Genomic DNA, 17,312 nt, shown 5'->3' on the forward strand with positions numbered 1-17,312 from the left:
CAATGTTATAATCGGCTTGTTAAGGTGTTTCATATTTTGAAGTATCAAAAATTATGAGGCTTTTTTTAGTTCAAAAAGATGCGTACCTGTTCGTTTGGCCGCTACGATGTTCTTATATTTAAAAAACTGAGATTATTTTCCATATCCTTCAGGCATGGAATTACTTCTTTTCGCTCCGTTTTCCTTGACGGTCCATGTTAATCCGACTAAAATAGAACAAATTTCTCATCCGAATCAATAATTCATTATTGACACATACACATTGTGAAATGATTTTTAATGGAGTCCGACTATCTTATGAGTACACTTGCCAAGCCAATGAAATCCTCCCAGGACCTTGTTGAACATATGAAAAGCAAGGGAATTACGTTCAATATCGTTTCTCCGGAAGATGCCGTACAGTACATGAAAAAAATAATAACTATTTCCGTGTGGCGTCCTACCGTAAGAACTATAATAAACGACTTGATTCAAAGCAAAATCCAATAGACGAGTATGTAAATTTAGATTTTGGATATCTTCAAGATCTTGCCATTATCGACATGGAACTGAGATACACGTTTATTCAACTCACACTTGATATTGAGCATTTTGCAAAAATGGATCTTCTAGGAGAAATTGAGCGTCATAATGAAGACGGTTATAAAATCGTCTCGGATTTCCTTGATGCTCAGAAAACCGACAGAAAACAACACATTCAATCAGAATTACAGCAAAATCAGAATAGCTATTACACGAAAGATGTCTATAATAAATATAATCCTGATTTCCCTGCTTGGGTTTTTTTAGAACTTCTTCCTTTTGGAACAGTCCTTGATTTCTATCTCTTTTGTGCTAAACGTTTTAACTCTAAACCGATGTGCGATCGCTTTTACATCATGATCAGATGTAAAAATGTTCGAAACGCCTGTGCCCACAACGATTGCCTCATCAATGATTTCCATATAGGTACTGCACCATATCAGCCCAAGTATCCTGTAATCCAAAAGTTAGCATTAATCCCCTCGCTTTCATCTGCCTCCCGTAGACGTCGTATGCAGAATGAACGGATGCAGGAGCTAATATATGTTCTCTACATCCATAACGAAATCGTAACCAGTAAAGGGGTCCACGACAAGGCCACTCAAAAATTACATGCATTTAAAGATCGGATGATGAGGCACGATGACTATTACAACACAAATCAGTTAATTGCCGCGAATTTCAATTTTTTGAAACTGGTCATTGACAACTGGTTCTCCATAGTTTAAACTAGTGGCACGTCGAAAAAGCAGCACTGCTTTTGTAAGGGCTCTATCTTAGGATCGAGCCCTATTTTTATTTACCCCTGGGGCAACCAAACTAATTCCTTGAGGTTTACATCAGGGCTCAGGTTGGCATTCACCTTCTGGATTGTAGCTATATGTAAAGTTGTCTATAGCATTTTCTCCATCAACAGAAAAGGGGAAATTCTACTACTTCCGAATTGCCAAGATGTTCGAGACTGATGTTGAGTTCTTCGGCACTTTTCCTGTTTCTTACCTCGGGCTTTACGAAGTGCTTTCAAACGATAACGGAACGAATCATTCCATTGATGGAATCATAAAGAATTCAAAAGGGGAAGAAATCCGAAAGATTCTTCCCCTTTTGAATTCACTTTTAACTCCCGCTTAGTCATGGCGATTCAGCCAATCGATTAAGAGCACCTTATACTTCTCCGGCTCATCCACAAAGCACATGTGCCTGGAATTTGGAAAGAGCTCCCACTCGGCATTCGGTATCGCATCGTACATCAGCTTTGCGATATAGGGTGAGCAGAGATCCTCCGCACCGCTAAAAATCATGGTCGGGTAGGAAAAGCTCCGGAGTTTCTCCCTATAGTCATAGTCACGAAGACTTCCCGTCGGCGTAAATTCATTCGGTCCCCATGCGGAAACATAGCTTTCCGTTCCGACTATTTTCTTTCTCTTAAGGCACTCCGGACTGCTCTCCGGGAAAGGCCCTGCGCAGTATCTTTCCATAAAAAGCTTAAGCGCACTAAGATACTCCGGCGCTTCATAATTTCCTGTTTCCTCCGCTTTCCGAAAGGCTTCCTGCACATCTTTTCCCATATAGCCTATACGGCGCTTTTGCTCCGATTCCCAAACGCTGTTGTAGGGGAGCGTACTGGAAAGAATCATGGATTTAATGCCCTTTGGTGCACAATCCGAGCCGTAAATAATGGCAAGCATGCCTCCCCAGGACTGTCCAAGCAGGTGGATTTCCTCGAGATTGAGGTGTTTCCTAAGCTCTATCAACTCCTCTACCCAGGTCTCCTTCGTCCAAAGCTCGGGTCTTCCCTCCAAGAAGGATTTTCCACAGCCGAGCTGGTCGTACATGATTATCTGTCTCTGATCCCGATCCGCTATGTCGTCCAGAAGCTCAAAATAATTGTGGGTGGAACCCGGCCCGCCGTGAAGGAGGAGCAGAGGTGCTTTCTTCGGGTTTTTCTCCCCTACAATCCGATAATATGTTTCATAGTTTAGATAGGGCATCATCCCTTCCGTAATCTTTGCCATTTTTCTCCTCTACTCTGCTACTTCCGTTGTGCCGTCTTCCTTTACGATAAGAAGATCCTTCGGATAATGGTTCAATACCATGCAGCCGTCTTCCGTGATTAAGACAAGGTCTTCCACACGCACGCCGGTATTTTCCTCCGGAATATAAATGCCCGGCTCCACGGAAAAGCACTGTCCTACCTCGATGATCTCCTCATTTACGGAAGAAACGTCACCCACTTCATGATCCTCAATTCCTGCGGAATGTCCGGTTCTGTGGGTAAAATATTTTCCAAATCCCTTTTCTTCAATATAATTTCGACAGGCCAGGTCGACATCACACATCCTGTTCCCGGGCTTTGCCATGGCAATGCCCCGAAGATTCGCATCTCGAACAATCTGATAAATCTCCTTATGACGCTCACTGACCTCTCCGAGGAAGACGGTTCTTGTCATGTCGGAAATGTAGTTATCGAGGACCCCGCCGATATCCAAAAGGACACAGTCCCCTCTCTTTCCCTTCGTATCGTCCGTCTCATGATGCGGATCCGCCGCACCTCTTCCGTAAGCGGTTATCGGGTCAAAAGAAACATCGGACGCACCGTGCTTTTTATAGAGATCCCTCGCGATTGCATTTAATTCCTTCTCCGTATGCCCTTTTACCACATAGGGAATGAGCTCCGCCATGACCGCATCATTCAATAAAGAAGATTGAATCAGCTTCTCCTGCTCATCCTTATCCTTAATCTGTCTCACCTTATCCACGATAACGGAACCGTTTACATAGGAGGAAGCGGCTTTCAGCTCCTGCAGGCGGAGGAGGAAGCGGGCAGGCCAGGTCTTATCCACACCCAAGGGACTTTCCTTTTCCACCACCTGGGAAAGCAGCTCCACGCTGTCTTCCATATCGTCAAAATACTGAATCTCTACGCCGAGGTCCTCTTCAATCGGGAAAAGGCGGTTCACAAAGAATCTTTCCTTTCCCTTGGTACTGATATACAAGGCAAGCATTCTTTCTCCCGGATGAATCCATTTGCCTGTCAAATAAAAAATCGCGGGAGGATCGGTAATAATCATTTGGGAAAGATTTCTCTCTTCCATTTTTTTGTAAATTCTCTTTAATTTTTCTCTATCCATATTTTCCTCTATTTCTAAATGCCTGCCTTGTCTACCGTACTTTCTTCTTTAAGCACCTTTTTGCGTTCCGCTAAGTAGCCTCTTCTTAAGCGCCCTTTTGCATTCCGCCTTGCCTTATCGCTGTACTCTTCCGGAGCTGTCTCCGCCCGCAAGCTTCTCGACTTCGGGAACGGTAACCATGTTGTAATCTCCTTCAATACTGTGCTTTAAGGCGGAAGCCGCTACCGCAAACTCCAGTGCCTTTCTACTGTCATCTCCCTTTAAGAAAGAGTAAATGAGCCCTGCCGCAAAGCTGTCTCCACCGCCGATACGGTCCACAATATGCACGGGATAGACCTTTGAGAAGAGACATTCCTTCCCGTCATAGAGGAGACCCGACCAGTCATTATCCGAGGCGCTCTTGCTCTCTCTAAGCGTGATAGCCACTTCAGAGAAGCGGAACTGTTCCATTAACTTCTTCGCCACCTCTTCATAGCCCTCTTTATTCAACTTTCCGCTATGCACATCGGTCTTATCCGCTTGAATCCCGAAGACGGTCTTCGCATCCTCTTCGTTAATAAGAATCAGGTCAATATACTCGCTAAGCTCCGTCATGGCTTCTCTTGCCGCCTCCTTCGTCCAAAGCTTACTGCGGTAGTTGACATCGCAGGAAATCTTGATTCCCTTCTTCTTTGCGACTTGGCAGGCTTCCCGACAAATCTCCAGAACATTTTCAGATAAGGCAGGGGTGATTCCGGTAAAATGGAACCACTCCGCACCGCTAAAGATACTCTCCCAGTCAAAGTCCTCTTTCTTTGCTTCGGAAATCGCGGAATGCGCTCTATCGTAGGTACAAATGCTGGGGCGCTGAGAGGCCCCCTTCTCATTAAAATAAATCCCGACTCTGTCTCCCCCGCGGACAATCTTTCCGGTGTCCACGCCATATCTTCTGAGAGAATTGACTGCCGCCTGCCCGATCATATGAGCGGGGAGCTTCGTAACATAGGAAACATCGACTCCGAAATTCGCAAGCGAAACAGCCACATTGGCCTCCGCTCCGCCGAAAGTAAACTGCACATTTTCCGCCTGCACAAAGCGCTCATAATGGTAAGGCTGCAAGCGCAGCATCACTTCTCCGAAACAAACTACCTTTGCCATGAATACCTCCAAGTCTTCACTATTGATTATTATTAAAACTATCCGATTGCTTACTTTATATCAGCTTTCTTAATCTATCTACTCTTCCATTTCTCTTACTTCTTTTATGAATTCCGGCTTCTTTTATGCATTTCTTGCTTCTTTTATAATGGCAACCGATTCTTCGCAGAGTCTTGTAATTTCATCCCAAGCTCCTTCTTCAATCATCTTATCCTTTACCATATAGCTTCCGCCACAAGCGCAAATGAGAGGAGAGGCAGAATATTCTCCTAAATTTTTTAGAGAAATGCCGCCGGTGGGCATGATTTTAAACATGGGGAAGGGACCCGCTAAGGCTTTAATCATGGCTAAGCCGCCGAGTTGCTCTGCCGGGAAGAATTTCAAAACCTTTAAATCATACTTTAAAGCCTTATGATATTCACTCGCACAGCTCACTCCGGGATAAATCGGCACATTTTTCTCCTGTGCATACTGAATCAGCTCCTCATCAAAGCCGGGACATACGATGAACTTCGCGCCGTTGTCCACTGCTCTGTCAATCTGCTCCGTAGTGGTCACCGTACCGGCTCCAAGCAGCATCTCCGGGATTGCCGCACTCATCAGGCGAAGTGCGGTGTCCGCCCCTTCTGCACGAAAGGTAACCTCTCCAATCGGAACTCCGCCCTTACAAAGGCTCTTTCCCAAATTCACGGCATCTCTTTCCGGATTCTTTAACTTAATCACCGGAACAATCCCCACCTCACTGATTCTCTCTGCAATACTGTCCATTTCTCTTTCTCCTTTCGGCCCTGTATGGTTTCCTGCTCCACTATCTTTAGGATTAACCGTATTGTTTTATTCTATCAAAAATTCTTCCGATTATATAGAATAAAAAGAAGAATTTTCCTTAATTCTCTTGTTATCTTTCTCTTTTTTCTTTTTGTCGTATACTGTAACTTCAGTGTCAAAAATTTTGTCCTATTCAATATGCACCAAAAATACTTTTGGCTATGCACAAAAAATACTTTTGGCTATGCACAAAGATACTTTTCGGCTTGCAGGGTTAAAATCATGCAACGGAAAGATAGATGAATAACAGCAAAGGAGTTTCGAAAAAATATGAGGCAGGCTTATTGCAAAGGGATTTCTTCCCGACTTAACAAAAATCTTTTTCTTTTTCCCCTTTTTCTTCTTTTCAGCTTTTTATTATTCTTTTCGATGAAAGGCTATGCGGAAGAAAATACGGGACATCGCTTGAAGTCTTACTATAGCTTGCAATATAAGGGCCTTGGCTTTTCCGCCTACAGTAATGACGGTCAAAGGCAGAGCCGTACCGATAGCTATCCCACTGCAATGAAGGTATTGTTGAAGCATCAGCCCGAGGGGCTTAGCGGTACAGTTCAGTATCAGGCAAATATTTCCGGAAGCGGTTGGTCAAGCGTCTTTGAAAACGGGCAGGTCGTCGGAGACGGACAGGAGATGCCGCTCGAAGGCATTCGCATTTTCCTAAACGGAGACTTGGCATCGCAATATGATGTGTACTATCGCACTTCCGTACTCGGAGAGTGGCAGAACTGGGCGAAAAATGGGGAGGACAGCAATCCCGTCGGAGTCGGAAAGCACATTGACGGAATAGTGGTTACGGTTGTAAAAAAGGGTGAAAATCCGCAGGAAGAGCAAGCCGCTGTAAATCCTGAAAAAGCCGTATCCACGGAGGGAAATGTCGATCCAAAAAAGCCCATGGTGGCTCTTACCTTTGATGACGGTCCCGGAAACTATGAAGACCGCATCTTAGCCGTGTTACAGAAGTACAATGCCAAGGCTACTTTTTTCTATGTCGGAACTCAGGCTGAAAAGTATCCTTCTACAGTAAAGCGGATGGCCGATGCCGGAATGGAAATCGGAAACCACAGCTATAAACATGAAAATCTTCCAAAGCTTTCGGAAGCCGGTATCGAAACTTCTCTTTCGAAGACCAATTCCATTCTTCGTAAGCTTTCCGGTCAATCCGTAAGCCTGGTTCGTCCTCCGTACGGAGCAACCGGCGGCAGCGTTAAGTCTGCCTTAGCCTCCACAGGGCAGCCTTCCATTCTTTGGAGTATCGATACACTGGACTGGAAGACCAAGAATACCCATAATACGGTCAATGTTGTGCTCACGCAGGTAAAGGACGGAGACGTCATACTGATGCATTCCATTTACAAGCAGACTGCGGAAGCCGCGGAGCAGATTGTTCCCGCTCTGAAAGAAAGAGGCTATCAGCTGGTTACCGTATCTGAGCTGGCCAAGGCAAGAGGTGTCTCCTTACAGGCCGGAAAGAATTACAGTTCTTTTAGAAAGAAAAAGTAGAATGGTGAAAAAATAGGGTGCCGCATATCACGCGGCACCCTATTTTCTTCAACAGGTTTGTATTATTAATCTTTTATTCTTCACCTTTTACATCGTCATAAAGGTGGCAGTACACAATATGACCATTCCCCATATCCTTCTTTTCCGGAACTTTGTTCTTGCAGATTTCCATACACTCCTTGCAACGGGTATGGAACTTACAGCCGGAAGGCGGATTTGCCGGAGAAGGAATGCTTCCTTCCAGAATGATTCGACTCATCTTAGCCTCCGGATCCGGAATCGGGATTGCGGAGAAGAGCGCTTTCGTATAAGGGTGGAGCGGATTGGCAAAGAGGTCCTTGGTATCGCCGAACTCCACAATATTCCCCAAATACATAACACCTACCGTATCGGAAATATGCTCCACTACGGAAAGGTCGTGGGAGATAAAGAGATAAGTCAGCTTAAACTTTTCCTGTAAATCCTCCAGAAGGTTAATCACCTGTGCCTGAATGGATACGTCCAGTGCGGAAACCGGCTCATCGCAGACTACGAATTCCGGGTTCAAAGCCAAAGCTCTTGCAATACAGATTCTCTGTCTCTGTCCGCCGGAGAACTCATGTGGATAGCGTCCTTTATGGAAGGGCTGCAGACCGCATTCGTCCATAATCTTATCAATATACTCCTCATATTCATTCATCGGAACGAGCTTATGCTCCTTCACCGCTTCTCCGATGATTTCTCCGACCGGAAGTCTGGGGGAGAGAGAGGAGAAAGGATCCTGGAAGATGATCTGCATTTTGGTACGCATCTCATTCATCTCATTCTTCGGAATATCGTAAACTTCTCTTCCGTTAAAGAGAACCTGTCCTGCTGTCTTTTCTCCGCCGAGACGTAAAATTGCTCTTCCGGTAGTGGTCTTTCCGCAACCGGACTCTCCAACGAGACCCATGGTCGTTCCTCTCTTGATATGGAAAGAGATTCCGTCAATTGCCTTTACCTGACCGACAACGGTATTGAAGAATCCGCCCTTAATCGGAAAATATTTTTTTAACCCGTTCACTTCCAAAATATTCTCTTCATTGTGAACAATAGGCGTGAAATCTTTCATTTCGCTTTTTTCCATCATTTCCTCGATTTCTTCTTTAAACTCTCTACAACTGGTTCTTTATGAAGCGTCTCAAAAATCGCTTTTCCCGACTTTAATCTTTCTGTGCTTCATCATAGAGATAACAGCTGACTCTGTGTGTTTCGGATAACCAAATCTCGCCCGGATATAATCCGTCGCAACAGGGCTTCCGCTTGTCACAACGATCTCGGAAATAGCAATAATTCGGCATATTAATCGGATTCGGCACCTTACCGGGAATGGAATAAAGCTTATCCACTTCTCTTCCTACTACCGGTTTGGAAGCCATAAGTCCGATAGTATAGGGGTGAGCGGGATGGGCAAAGATTTCCTTTGCCGTTCCGGCCTCCACTACACGTCCGGAGTACATGACTACGACATAGTCTGCCATCTCCGCAATGACACCGAGGTCATGGGTAATCAGCATGATAGAAGAATTAATCTTATCCTTTAGTCCGCGTAAGAGATCCAAAATCTGCGCCTGAATGGTTACATCGAGTGCTGTAGTCGGCTCATCGGCAATGATGAGCTTCGGGTTGCAGGCGAGCGCCATCGCAATCATAACACGCTGTCGCATACCGCCGGAGAGCTCATGAGGATACATCTTATAGACACCCTCACTGTTTGCAATCCCAACCATCTCCAAAAGTTCTATGGTTCTCTTCTTAATCGCTTCCTTTGTATTGTATTCATTCTCATGAAAGAGGAGGACCTCATCGACCTGATCTCCAATCCTGAAAACCGGATTTAAGGAAGTCATCGGCTCTTGGAAAATCATGGACATGAAGTTTCCGCGAAGATGCTGCATGATATGCTCAGGAGTCTTCGTAATCTCATAAACCTTTTCACCCGTATTCAGTCGAATGGAGCCTTCCACAACCTGTCCCTGGGGACGCTGCAACAGTTGCATGAGAGAAAGGCTGGTTACGGACTTTCCGCAACCGGACTCTCCTACAACGCCGACCGTTTTTCCTAAAGGAACATCAAAGCTTACGGAGTCCACACTCTTTACGGTTCCCGCATCGGTAAAGAAGAAGGTATGGAGGTTTTCAAACTCTACCGCATTGGCCGGATTCTTCATTTCCGTAAGATATTCACTTTCCGGAACATTTCTCCGTGTACGTTTCTTTTCCAGCTTGGATGTAATTGCTTTATTTTCTTTCGATATCCTCCGGGATTCTTTCGCGGAAAGATAACCGTCATTTCTTGCCATAGTTTTTCCTCGATTCTATCGTTTCATCTTCGGGTCAAAGGCATCTCGTAAGCCATCGCCCACCAAGTTGAATGCAAGTACCGTTAAGAGTAAGCAAACTCCGGCTGGAACCCAAATAAATAGATAGTTACTTAGTACATACGTGTTGTTTACATCGTTAATGATGTTTCCCCATGAAGCGAAGGGGAACTTTACACCGAGTCCCAGGAAGGACAGAACCGCTTCCGTAAGGATGACTCCGCCGAGGCTCATGGTACAAGTTACAATAAGCTGCGGAATAACGTTCGGCAGTAAGTGTCTGAAAATACGGTGTACAGGCTTAATACCCGTTGCTTCCGTTGCCGTCATGAACTCCTGCTCACGGAGCGTCAAAATCTGTCCGCGGACAAGTCTTGTGATGGACGGCCAGCCGAAGAAGCCGAGTATGATCATCAGATAGAACATTCGAAGCTTCGGATCGACACGCATTGCATCCATTGCGGCACCAATGATGATATAAATAGGAATAGTCGGAATGCAGTAGAACACATCCACCACTCTCATAATCAAATTATCAATCCATCCGCCGAAGTATCCGGAAATTCCGCCCATGATCATACCGATTAAGGTTTCAATGATAACTACGACAAATCCGATATAGAGAGATACTCTTCCGCCATACATCAGTCTCGTCAGCATATCCATTCCGTTCTTATCGGTTCCGAGCGGATGTGCCTTACTCGGTGAGGAATAGGTATCATAGACCATCTGCTCTCTGGTTTGTCTGATGTTGTAGGCTTTGGAAGGTGCATCGTATTCAATGTTGTATACGGATTCTTTACCGTCCGCATCCTGATAGGTAAAGCTCTTACTGTCCGCTTGAATCTCAGACAGCAATTTCTCTTTAAACTCCTTTGACAACTGGATATCACTCATAATGGTGTTGATGACATAACGTCCTGCCGTTGCATAAACCGTTCCGTCTTTTTCTACGGTACCGTCATCTGAAATAGTATAATTTACCCCGTCCAGAGTGAAGGAGCTTTCTTTATTGCTGTATGCCTTCAGGATATTTAACTGCTCGTTAAAACTCGGTGTTTCCGCACCGGCAGCTGTCACCAAGTCCACTGCGGCAAAGGCGACGGGAGTCGCGCTTCCCTTTACACTGATAATATAAAAGTCTTTTCCGGCTTCCTCATAGTTGTAGGTTTTATCGCCTGCGGAGAACTCGGTCTGTTTCTTTCCCTTTGCCAAAACAAACTGTGCCTGCGCAAGGGCGGGGAAAGCATCCTTTTCCGCCTGCTGATAACGAAGTTCGGTGTTTACTTTTACACCGGCATACTTCTGGCTTTGTACATCCTTTCTATAGAAGAGCTGAGACTCCTTATAAGGAGAAATCGCTCCGCCCAAAAAGGAAAAGAGGAACATAGCAAGCAAGATAATCATTCCGAATACCGCAATGCGGTTTCGGAAGAAACGCTTTGCCACCATAGCTCCGGGAGAAAGGGTTTTGACACGACGGTCATCGTTTAGGGAGTATTCCGCCTTGCTTTGTTCTTTTTCCGCAGTAGATTCATCGATTCTGCTATCCGCTGTTACAGCTTCTTCCACTTTCTGTTCTACTACAGCATCTTTCACTACTGCTTTTTCGTCCGCAGTACCGGCTGACATAGTAGATTCATCTACTGTGTTTTTTTCCATCTCAGACATCTTTCCCTCCCTTCCTACGCAATACGAACACGGGGATCAACAACCGCGTATAAAATATCGGTAATTAAGTTCCCGACCAAAGTCAACGCTGCAATAAATACCAGGTAGAACATGGAGAACGGAATGTCTCCGGAAATCATAGCCTGATAAGAAGTGTATCCGATACCGGGGATAGAGAAAAGCTGCTCCGTAATCATGGCACCGGAGAAAAGCCCCGGAAGGGAGGTTCCCCAGATGGTAACCAGGGTAATCAGGGTATTTCGGAAAGCGTGATGATAAATGACACGACGCTCGGAAAGACCCTTTGCTCTTGCCGTACGAATATAGTCGGAGCTTAAAACCTCCAGCATATTCGTTCGGATATATCGCATATAGGCACCGATGCTGGCAATCAGCAGGGTGATAATCGGGAGCACAAGGTGCATGGCAACATCCATTCTCTGCCCCATGGGGGAAAGGAAATCATAATTTCTTCCCACCAGACCGTTTAAATCAAACCAACCGAGCTTTACGGAAAAAATGAGTTTCAATAAGGATGCCGTAAAGAAGGTCGGAAGAGAAATTCCTGCCAAAGCAAGAATGGAAATGGCATTGTCGGTTGCGGAATACTGCTTGGTTGCCGCAATGATTCCGAGCGGAATGGAAATGAGCATCTCCAAAACCATGACAATCAGGCCCATCCAGAAGGAAATACCTACAACCTCGGTGAATTTCCGAGTTACCGGTACGGTATACTTCCAGCTGTCGCCGAAGTCCCCTCGAACGGCCTTGGAAAGCCACGCAAAGAAGCCCGGAACAATCCCCTTATCCATTCCGTAGGTTGCTTCGAGCTGTTGCATCCATTCCTCAAAGGTCTTGGAACCCGGTTGCTGCGACTTCTGTCTGGCAATCTGTTCCAGATAAGAGGTAGGAAGACTTCTCATCAAAATATAAAGCAAAAAGGCCACGATGAATAAAATCAACACAGACCATAATAATCGTTTGATAATATACTTTTTCACTACAAACCTGCTCTTCCAAATAGGCGGTAAATCTCCCGCATTTTATCCGCTTAGTATGGGGAAAAACCGCATTCCCTTAATCTCTTAAGGAACGCGGTTATCCCCCGAAACATGATTCTCGGACTAAACTCCGCTACTTTACTTCGCCAGCTGATAGTTCTGAATCTCTGCAAACCACTTATAGAAGGATGTCATATCCGGTGTAATGGTATCGATATTGATTCTCTGAGAGGAGAAAGTGGTTACTTCCTGTCTCTGGTAAATTGGAACTTCACAAGCCCAATCTACAATGTCATTCAGGCAAGCTCTGTACATCGTCTTACGATATTCCTGATCGGTAGACTCTCTGGCCTGCATAATCATTTCATCCAGCTTCGGATCTTCAATCTGATACATGTAGTTGGAACCGCCCGGCTCTTTTCCGCCGTTTGCAACGTCGGAGTAATAAACCTGGTACATATCGGGATCCGGTGTTGAGTTCCAAGCCGCACACCACATCTCGGCCTGTCTTGCCTGTAACTTGTTCCACAAGTCGGAAGTGTTGGATAAGTCGTTTACGGTTAAGGTGATGCCGATATCGGCAAGGGCTTTCTTTGCTTCGGTTAAGATCATGAAGGAAGGATGGTCACCGTTTCCGCCTCCGCCGATCATAACTTCATATTCCATCTTTGCACCTTCCGGTGCTGCAGTAACTTTTCCGTTCTCTACGGTGTAGCCTGCCGCTTCGAAGAATCCGAGAGCCGCCTTCTTCGCTGCTGCATACTTATCTTCATCGCTCATGCCGGAAGTATAAATCGGGTTTCCTTGTGCATCCTTGGAGAATGCGATTTCATAGCCGTCATCGGTAGGCTGCGGAGCTGCCCAGGAAGTGTTGGAAATCGGGTAGTTAATGACACTTGCTCTGTCTCCGTAATAGGTGCTGATGGCAAGGTCTCTATATACGGAGAAAATCGTTGCGAAAGCGCGACGAAGGTTCTTCGAAGCATCGCTTCCCGGCTCCTTATTTACGGAAACATTGTGGGTATTGATACCGATATAGCCGTAGCCTAAAGCGTCTACCGCTACAGTATGAATCTTATCGCCGGAGAGCTCTCCGTTGCTGTTTGCCTTCTTGATGGCATCTGCCACTTCCGTCGTGAAGGAAGGAGTAGCGATATCCACGGTTCCTGCCAGGATAGAGTTTAATCTGTCGGCTTCCGTTACATAGTTTACTCTTAAGTTCTTTACCTTCGGTGCACCGTCATAGTAGTTCTCATTTGCCGTGAAGGAAATAACACCGTTCTCATACTTTTCAAAAACATAGAAGCCTGCACCGAGCGGCTTGGAAATCTTCTCTCTCATCATGGAAAGATCGCCCTTCGGGAAGCCGAACTGATTCTTCTCTACATCAAACTGCGCCTTATCGCCGTAGTAGTGAAGAGGAGCTACGTTAATGCCGCCCACCTGATAAATCATCTGCGCATCCACTTTTGTTGCGATAACACGGAGCGTGTTCTCGCCGGTCTTCTGGATACCGCTGATATTCGGTGCGGACTCTCCCGTCTCTACACCGACAGAAAACTCCTTATAGCTCGGCATAAGATCGGCAAACTGGGTTCCGGCACTCTCTGCGGAACTCATCTTCGTCACACTGCCGTCATACTTTGCCAGCATGGCATTGAAGAAATCCATAGCCGTAGCGTCCTCTTTCAAGCCTTCATAGCCGTAATTTGCCGCACAAGCCGCAATGGAATCCCCTTCCTTGTTAGAGCCGTTAGACACGCAAAGGTCTACGATTTCCTTTACAAAAGCGTCTACCGCGCTCTTATAGTCTGTCCAGAAGGTCTTCTGCTGCTCTTCCGTCCACTTGGAGAAGTCCTTGTTCTCTTCTCCGGCAGCCAGAATCAGGTTAAAGAGTGTGTCCACACCGCTTCTATATTCCTTCATGCCCTGAATGGGAAGGGAGAAGAAGGAAGCATTTCCGTCATAGGTGGGGTCTGCATATACATACATGGAGAAAATAACATCGTCTACGGTAAGCGGCTCTCCGTCGGAGAACTTTAAGCCATCCTTCATCGTAAAATCATAGTATACGGTTCCGTCACTGTTCTCGGTTACCGTAAGGTCGGAAATGCCGTTATAGGTATATTCCTTCCCGTTATACTCTCTCTTTTCTCCTTCAATGCCCTTGTACACCATGGCACCGCTTCTATCCATAGTAAGAAGGCCGACACTGACAAGATCGTTAATGGTCTGATCGGGAACGGTATCCGCAAAGAACGGAGAGAATTTCGCGTTGAAATCATCCGTAGCAAAGACCATGGCACCGGAAGCATCGGCTTTCGTATCTCCGGCCTTCTTCTGATCCGTCTTCTGATCATCCGTCTTCTTTTCCGCTGTGCCTTTGGAACAGCCGGCAAGAAGTGAGGTGGCCATCACTGCCGCAAGCAGGGAAGCAATGACTTTTTTTCTCATTTTCATAGTACAATCTCCCTTCTGTAAACGAGATATCATAGACTCACGATACCCGCTATAAATAAAATATCTGGTTCATTATAAAGTAAAAAAAGCTATTTCACAACGTCCAATTACGAATTACCCGACTCAGATTCAGCCAAAACACACGGGAAAACACAATAAATCCCAGCTGTATTAAAAGAATCCCGAACTCCAAACCGTAGTTTTTTTCCTCTTTCGCAAGCAGTAAATAGAAAATTTCTATAAGTAAAAATCCGATTCCGAGAATACAGGATACCGCCGCCCTCCCCTGCAGGTTTTGAAAATATTTCCGGTAGTTTCCCCCGTCAATTGCGCCTTCCGCGAAGGAGCCGTCTTCTCTCCGGACTTTTCCGCCTCGGGAAAGATAGAGAAAGCAAAAGAAGCTCACCGTTGTAAGAACAACCGCCACCGCCTCCATGGCATAGGGCAACATGAGATAGGCTATCCGGGAGAGCGCCGCCTTCGCAAAAAAGCCGGGCAGGAGCATCAGAGGAAGAAGCGGAAGAAAATAAAGAAAAAGGCGAATATTTTCTTTTTTCGGATTTCCGGGCTTCTCCGATCCCGATAAATCTTCTTTCGTTCCTCTATCGCTTCTTTGGAAAGGACACCCCCACGGTCATAGGGGGACTGAAACATCCCCATTATTCTATCCCCGTAAGGTCATAGTCGGAAAGATACTTTGCCGCTGTTTCACAGATTCCTCTTAAGCAGCTTTCCTCGAAGGGACTTTCCATACCGGCGTTCTTTAAGAGCTCTGTAAATACCACGGATCCGCCCTGCTTGGTATAGTCCATATAATGCTTCCAGGCATCCTTCTGATCTTTCTGAATCTTATTCCAGAATTCCAGTGCCACTGTCTGCGCAAGGCAGTAATCAATATAGTAGAAAGGCATGGAGTAGATGTGGTGCTGTCTCTGCCAGCCTTCCCCTTCACTGTAGAAAGGAATCTCGCCGTCAAGCTTTAACCACGGCTGATAAATCTTGACAAGCTTCTTCCACTCGGCGTGTCTTTCCGCCGGACTTAAGTGCGGATTTTCATAAACAATGTGCTGGAAATGGTCCACCATCGTGCCGTAGGGGATAAAGGTCAGGGCTCCCGCAAGGTGCGAGTAGTTGTACTTTCTCGCATCCTTTCCGAAAAACTCCTCGGAAAAGGCCTCCGCAAAAAACTCCATGGACATGGAGTGTACTTCACAGGCTTCCATGCCCGGCCAAATCGTCTCAGCCGGCACTCTGTTCCGGTTGATATAGGCCGCAAAGGCATGCCCTGCCTCATGGGTGATGACTTCAATATCATGCTGAGTATCATTGAAGTTTGCAAAAATAAAGGGTGTCTTATAATCCATAATGGAGGTACAATAGCCGCCTCCCTGCTTTCCCTTCGTAGAAAGAAGGTCCATCAGCTCATCCTGAATCATATGATTAAAGAATTCGGAGGTTTCCGGAGAAAGCCAGTCATAGAACTTCTTTCCGGCTTCCACAATCTCATCCGGATTTCCCGCAGGCTTCGGATTTCCGGAACGGAACTCAATAGCCGCATCGGCATAGCTTAAGGGATAGCTCTTCCCCAGTCTTTCCGCCTGTCTTTCGTAAATCTTTGCCGCAAGCGGAACCAGATACTTCTGAACCGCTTCTCTGAACTTCTCCACATCCTGCTTCTTGTAGCAGTTTCTCTTCATTCGGTAGTAGCCAAGCTCCGTAAAGTCCTTGTAGCCAAGCTTCTTTCCCATGCCGTCGCGAAGCTTAACAAGTTCATCATAGAGTCTGTCGAGTTCCTGTTGATTGTCCTTATACCACTGTCCCTCCGCCTTCCATGCGGAAAGTCTTCTTGCATCATCTTTATCATTCTTAAAGGGTGTAATCTGAGACAGGGTGTATACCTTTCCCTCAAAAGGAATCTGCGCGCTCGCAAGGAGCTTCTCATAGGCGGTAACCAGCTCATTTTCCTTCTGTAAATCCGGAATGATTTCCGGAGAAAAGGTCTTTAAAGTCATCTCGGCATTCACAAACATGATGCTGCCGTATTTCTTTTCAAAATCTTCTTTAAAGGGAGAGGCGAGGAGCGCCTTAATCCATTCCTGTCCATATTCCTGAATCTTCGGATAGGCATTGTTCCAATAGTTCTCTTCCTCATCATAAAACTTGTCTTCGGTGTTAATGGAATGACGGATATGCGTCAGGGTGGACATCGTATCAACATGTCCCTGCATCGCTTCCATTCTTAAGAAAACTTCCTCCGCCTCGGAAAAACTCTTCGCAGCCTTCAATTCTTCTATAAGCGCCTTCGTCTCTTCCGCTATTTTTTCCACGGAAATCCGCTCATACTGCATCTCTTTAAATTTCATATTCTATCCTCCGTCCTCTTCGATTCAGAAAATTTTTTCCACAAACAATTTGATAATAAAACCTTTTCCCTACGCGGTCAATGCTTTTACGGAAAGGACAGTGTTACTCCCTTTCATACGACCCCCGGCCCATAACCGAGATACCGGCGCTATGCACAATACTCGTCAAGAACGGAAAGGGGCTGTAAAAAATCAAAATAATAAATAGATTTTAGGCAATATAGGTCTGAATGAGGGGTAGTCTGAGCCCGTCGGTACTTGCGAAAAACAAGAGAATCGAAGTTTTTCGCTTAGTATCCGCTACGTGGCGAAGCTAGCGAGAGCGTGCCCCAAATTCAGACCTACATTGCTTAGAAAACT

Annotated in this window: 14 protein-coding genes; 2 read left to right on the forward strand and 12 right to left on the reverse strand. The window is 45.8% G+C overall.

The window, feature by feature from the left end; translation table 11 throughout:
- Nucleotides 1-431 precede the first annotated feature (431 nt).
- Entirely contained in the window at nucleotides 432-1,250 is an 819-nt protein-coding gene (locus HMPREF9124_RS10715; protein WP_083816320.1) for an Abi family protein, read from the forward strand.
- Nucleotides 1,251-1,649: 399 nt separating this feature from the next.
- Here HMPREF9124_RS10715 and pepI read toward each other — a convergent pair whose 3' ends face one another.
- The 4 genes from pepI to eda form a co-directional block, all read right to left on the reverse strand.
- The gene (pepI, locus tag HMPREF9124_RS10725) at nucleotides 1,650-2,537 is read right to left on the reverse strand and encodes a proline iminopeptidase (RefSeq protein ID WP_009428857.1); all 888 of its coding nucleotides are present in this window, start codon (nucleotides 2,535-2,537) and stop codon (nucleotides 1,650-1,652) included.
- Nucleotides 2,538-2,546: 9 nt separating this feature from the next.
- Nucleotides 2,547-3,653 (reverse strand): M24 family metallopeptidase, encoded by a 1,107-nt coding sequence (locus HMPREF9124_RS10730; RefSeq protein ID WP_009427818.1) that lies wholly within the window; start codon nucleotides 3,651-3,653, stop codon nucleotides 2,547-2,549.
- A 114-nt stretch (nucleotides 3,654-3,767) separates the two neighbouring features.
- Entirely contained in the window at nucleotides 3,768-4,790 is a 1,023-nt protein-coding gene (locus HMPREF9124_RS10735; protein ID WP_009428956.1) for a sugar kinase, read from the reverse strand.
- A gap of 123 nt (nucleotides 4,791-4,913) precedes the next feature.
- Nucleotides 4,914-5,558 (reverse strand): bifunctional 4-hydroxy-2-oxoglutarate aldolase/2-dehydro-3-deoxy-phosphogluconate aldolase, encoded by a 645-nt coding sequence (gene eda / locus HMPREF9124_RS10740; protein WP_009429476.1) that lies wholly within the window; start codon nucleotides 5,556-5,558, stop codon nucleotides 4,914-4,916.
- Nucleotides 5,559-6,023: 465 nt separating this feature from the next.
- Here eda and HMPREF9124_RS10745 point away from each other — a divergent pair, with 465 nt between their 5' ends.
- A complete protein-coding gene (locus tag HMPREF9124_RS10745) occupies nucleotides 6,024-7,118 on the forward strand; it encodes a polysaccharide deacetylase family protein (protein ID WP_242821588.1) in 1,095 nt (364 codons plus the stop codon).
- A 73-nt stretch (nucleotides 7,119-7,191) separates the two neighbouring features.
- On the opposite strand, the gene HMPREF9124_RS10750 is transcribed toward HMPREF9124_RS10745, so the two are convergent.
- The 8 genes from HMPREF9124_RS10750 to HMPREF9124_RS10780 all read right to left on the reverse strand — a co-directional run bounded on the left by HMPREF9124_RS10750 (nucleotide 7,192) and on the right by HMPREF9124_RS10780 (nucleotide 16,952).
- Nucleotides 7,192-8,226, reverse strand: a complete 1,035-nt coding sequence (locus HMPREF9124_RS10750; RefSeq protein WP_009427788.1) for an ABC transporter ATP-binding protein — start codon at nucleotides 8,224-8,226, stop codon at nucleotides 7,192-7,194.
- Nucleotides 8,227-8,299: 73 nt separating this feature from the next.
- A complete protein-coding gene (locus tag HMPREF9124_RS10755; RefSeq protein ID WP_009428264.1) occupies nucleotides 8,300-9,439 on the reverse strand; it encodes an ABC transporter ATP-binding protein in 1,140 nt (379 codons plus the stop codon).
- A gap of 15 nt (nucleotides 9,440-9,454) precedes the next feature.
- Complete coding sequence (locus tag HMPREF9124_RS10760; protein ID WP_009429136.1) at nucleotides 9,455-11,128, reverse strand: ABC transporter permease; 1,674 nt, start codon at nucleotides 11,126-11,128, stop codon at nucleotides 9,455-9,457.
- Nucleotides 11,129-11,142: 14 nt separating this feature from the next.
- Nucleotides 11,143-12,129: an ABC transporter permease gene (locus HMPREF9124_RS10765; protein ID WP_009429656.1), complete on the reverse strand. Its 987-nt coding sequence runs from the start codon at nucleotides 12,127-12,129 to the stop codon at nucleotides 11,143-11,145.
- A gap of 138 nt (nucleotides 12,130-12,267) precedes the next feature.
- Nucleotides 12,268-14,589, reverse strand: a complete 2,322-nt coding sequence (locus HMPREF9124_RS10770; protein WP_009428685.1) for an ABC transporter substrate-binding protein — start codon at nucleotides 14,587-14,589, stop codon at nucleotides 12,268-12,270.
- A 94-nt stretch (nucleotides 14,590-14,683) separates the two neighbouring features.
- Nucleotides 14,684-15,094: a hypothetical protein gene (locus HMPREF9124_RS10775; RefSeq protein WP_009428628.1), complete on the reverse strand. Its 411-nt coding sequence runs from the start codon at nucleotides 15,092-15,094 to the stop codon at nucleotides 14,684-14,686.
- Nucleotides 15,094-15,249 carry a hypothetical protein gene (locus HMPREF9124_RS12435; RefSeq protein ID WP_009429150.1) on the reverse strand — a complete coding sequence of 52 codons (156 nt, stop codon included), beginning with the start codon at nucleotides 15,247-15,249 and terminating at the stop codon, nucleotides 15,094-15,096. Before HMPREF9124_RS12435 ends, HMPREF9124_RS10775 begins: the two co-directional genes overlap by 1 nt.
- Nucleotides 15,249-16,952, reverse strand: a complete 1,704-nt coding sequence (locus HMPREF9124_RS10780; protein ID WP_009429908.1) for a M3 family oligoendopeptidase — start codon at nucleotides 16,950-16,952, stop codon at nucleotides 15,249-15,251. The genes HMPREF9124_RS12435 and HMPREF9124_RS10780 overlap by 1 nt, the downstream gene beginning before the upstream one ends.
- Between the last annotated feature and the right edge of the window lie 360 nt (nucleotides 16,953-17,312).

It is taken from the genome of Oribacterium sp. oral taxon 108 str. F0425 (genome assembly GCF_000214455.1).
Classification (GTDB): Bacteria; Bacillota; Clostridia; order Lachnospirales; family Lachnospiraceae; genus Oribacterium; species Oribacterium asaccharolyticum.

Bases quoted from the DNA above. Each gene is read 5' to 3' on its own strand.
- HMPREF9124_RS10735 (WP_009428956.1), bottom strand. From the start codon at position 4,790: ATGGCAAAGGTAGTTTGTTTCGGAGAAGTGATGCTGCGCTTGCAGCCT.
- pepI (WP_009428857.1), bottom strand. From the start codon at position 2,537: ATGGCAAAGATTACGGAAGGGATGATGCCCTATCTAAACTATGAAACA.
- HMPREF9124_RS10770 (WP_009428685.1), bottom strand. From the start codon at position 14,589: ATGAAAATGAGAAAAAAAGTCATTGCTTCCCTGCTTGCGGCAGTGATG.
- eda (WP_009429476.1), bottom strand. From the start codon at position 5,558: ATGGACAGTATTGCAGAGAGAATCAGTGAGGTGGGGATTGTTCCGGTG.
- HMPREF9124_RS10730 (WP_009427818.1), bottom strand. From the start codon at position 3,653: ATGGATAGAGAAAAATTAAAGAGAATTTACAAAAAAATGGAAGAGAGA.
- HMPREF9124_RS10780 (WP_009429908.1), bottom strand. From the start codon at position 16,952: ATGAAATTTAAAGAGATGCAGTATGAGCGGATTTCCGTGGAAAAAATA.
- HMPREF9124_RS10750 (WP_009427788.1), bottom strand. From the start codon at position 8,226: ATGATGGAAAAAAGCGAAATGAAAGATTTCACGCCTATTGTTCACAAT.
- HMPREF9124_RS12435 (WP_009429150.1), bottom strand. From the start codon at position 15,249: ATGGGGATGTTTCAGTCCCCCTATGACCGTGGGGGTGTCCTTTCCAAA.
- HMPREF9124_RS10755 (WP_009428264.1), bottom strand. From the start codon at position 9,439: ATGGCAAGAAATGACGGTTATCTTTCCGCGAAAGAATCCCGGAGGATA.
- HMPREF9124_RS10775 (WP_009428628.1), bottom strand. From the start codon at position 15,094: ATGCTCCTGCCCGGCTTTTTTGCGAAGGCGGCGCTCTCCCGGATAGCC.
- HMPREF9124_RS10760 (WP_009429136.1), bottom strand. From the start codon at position 11,128: ATGTCTGAGATGGAAAAAAACACAGTAGATGAATCTACTATGTCAGCC.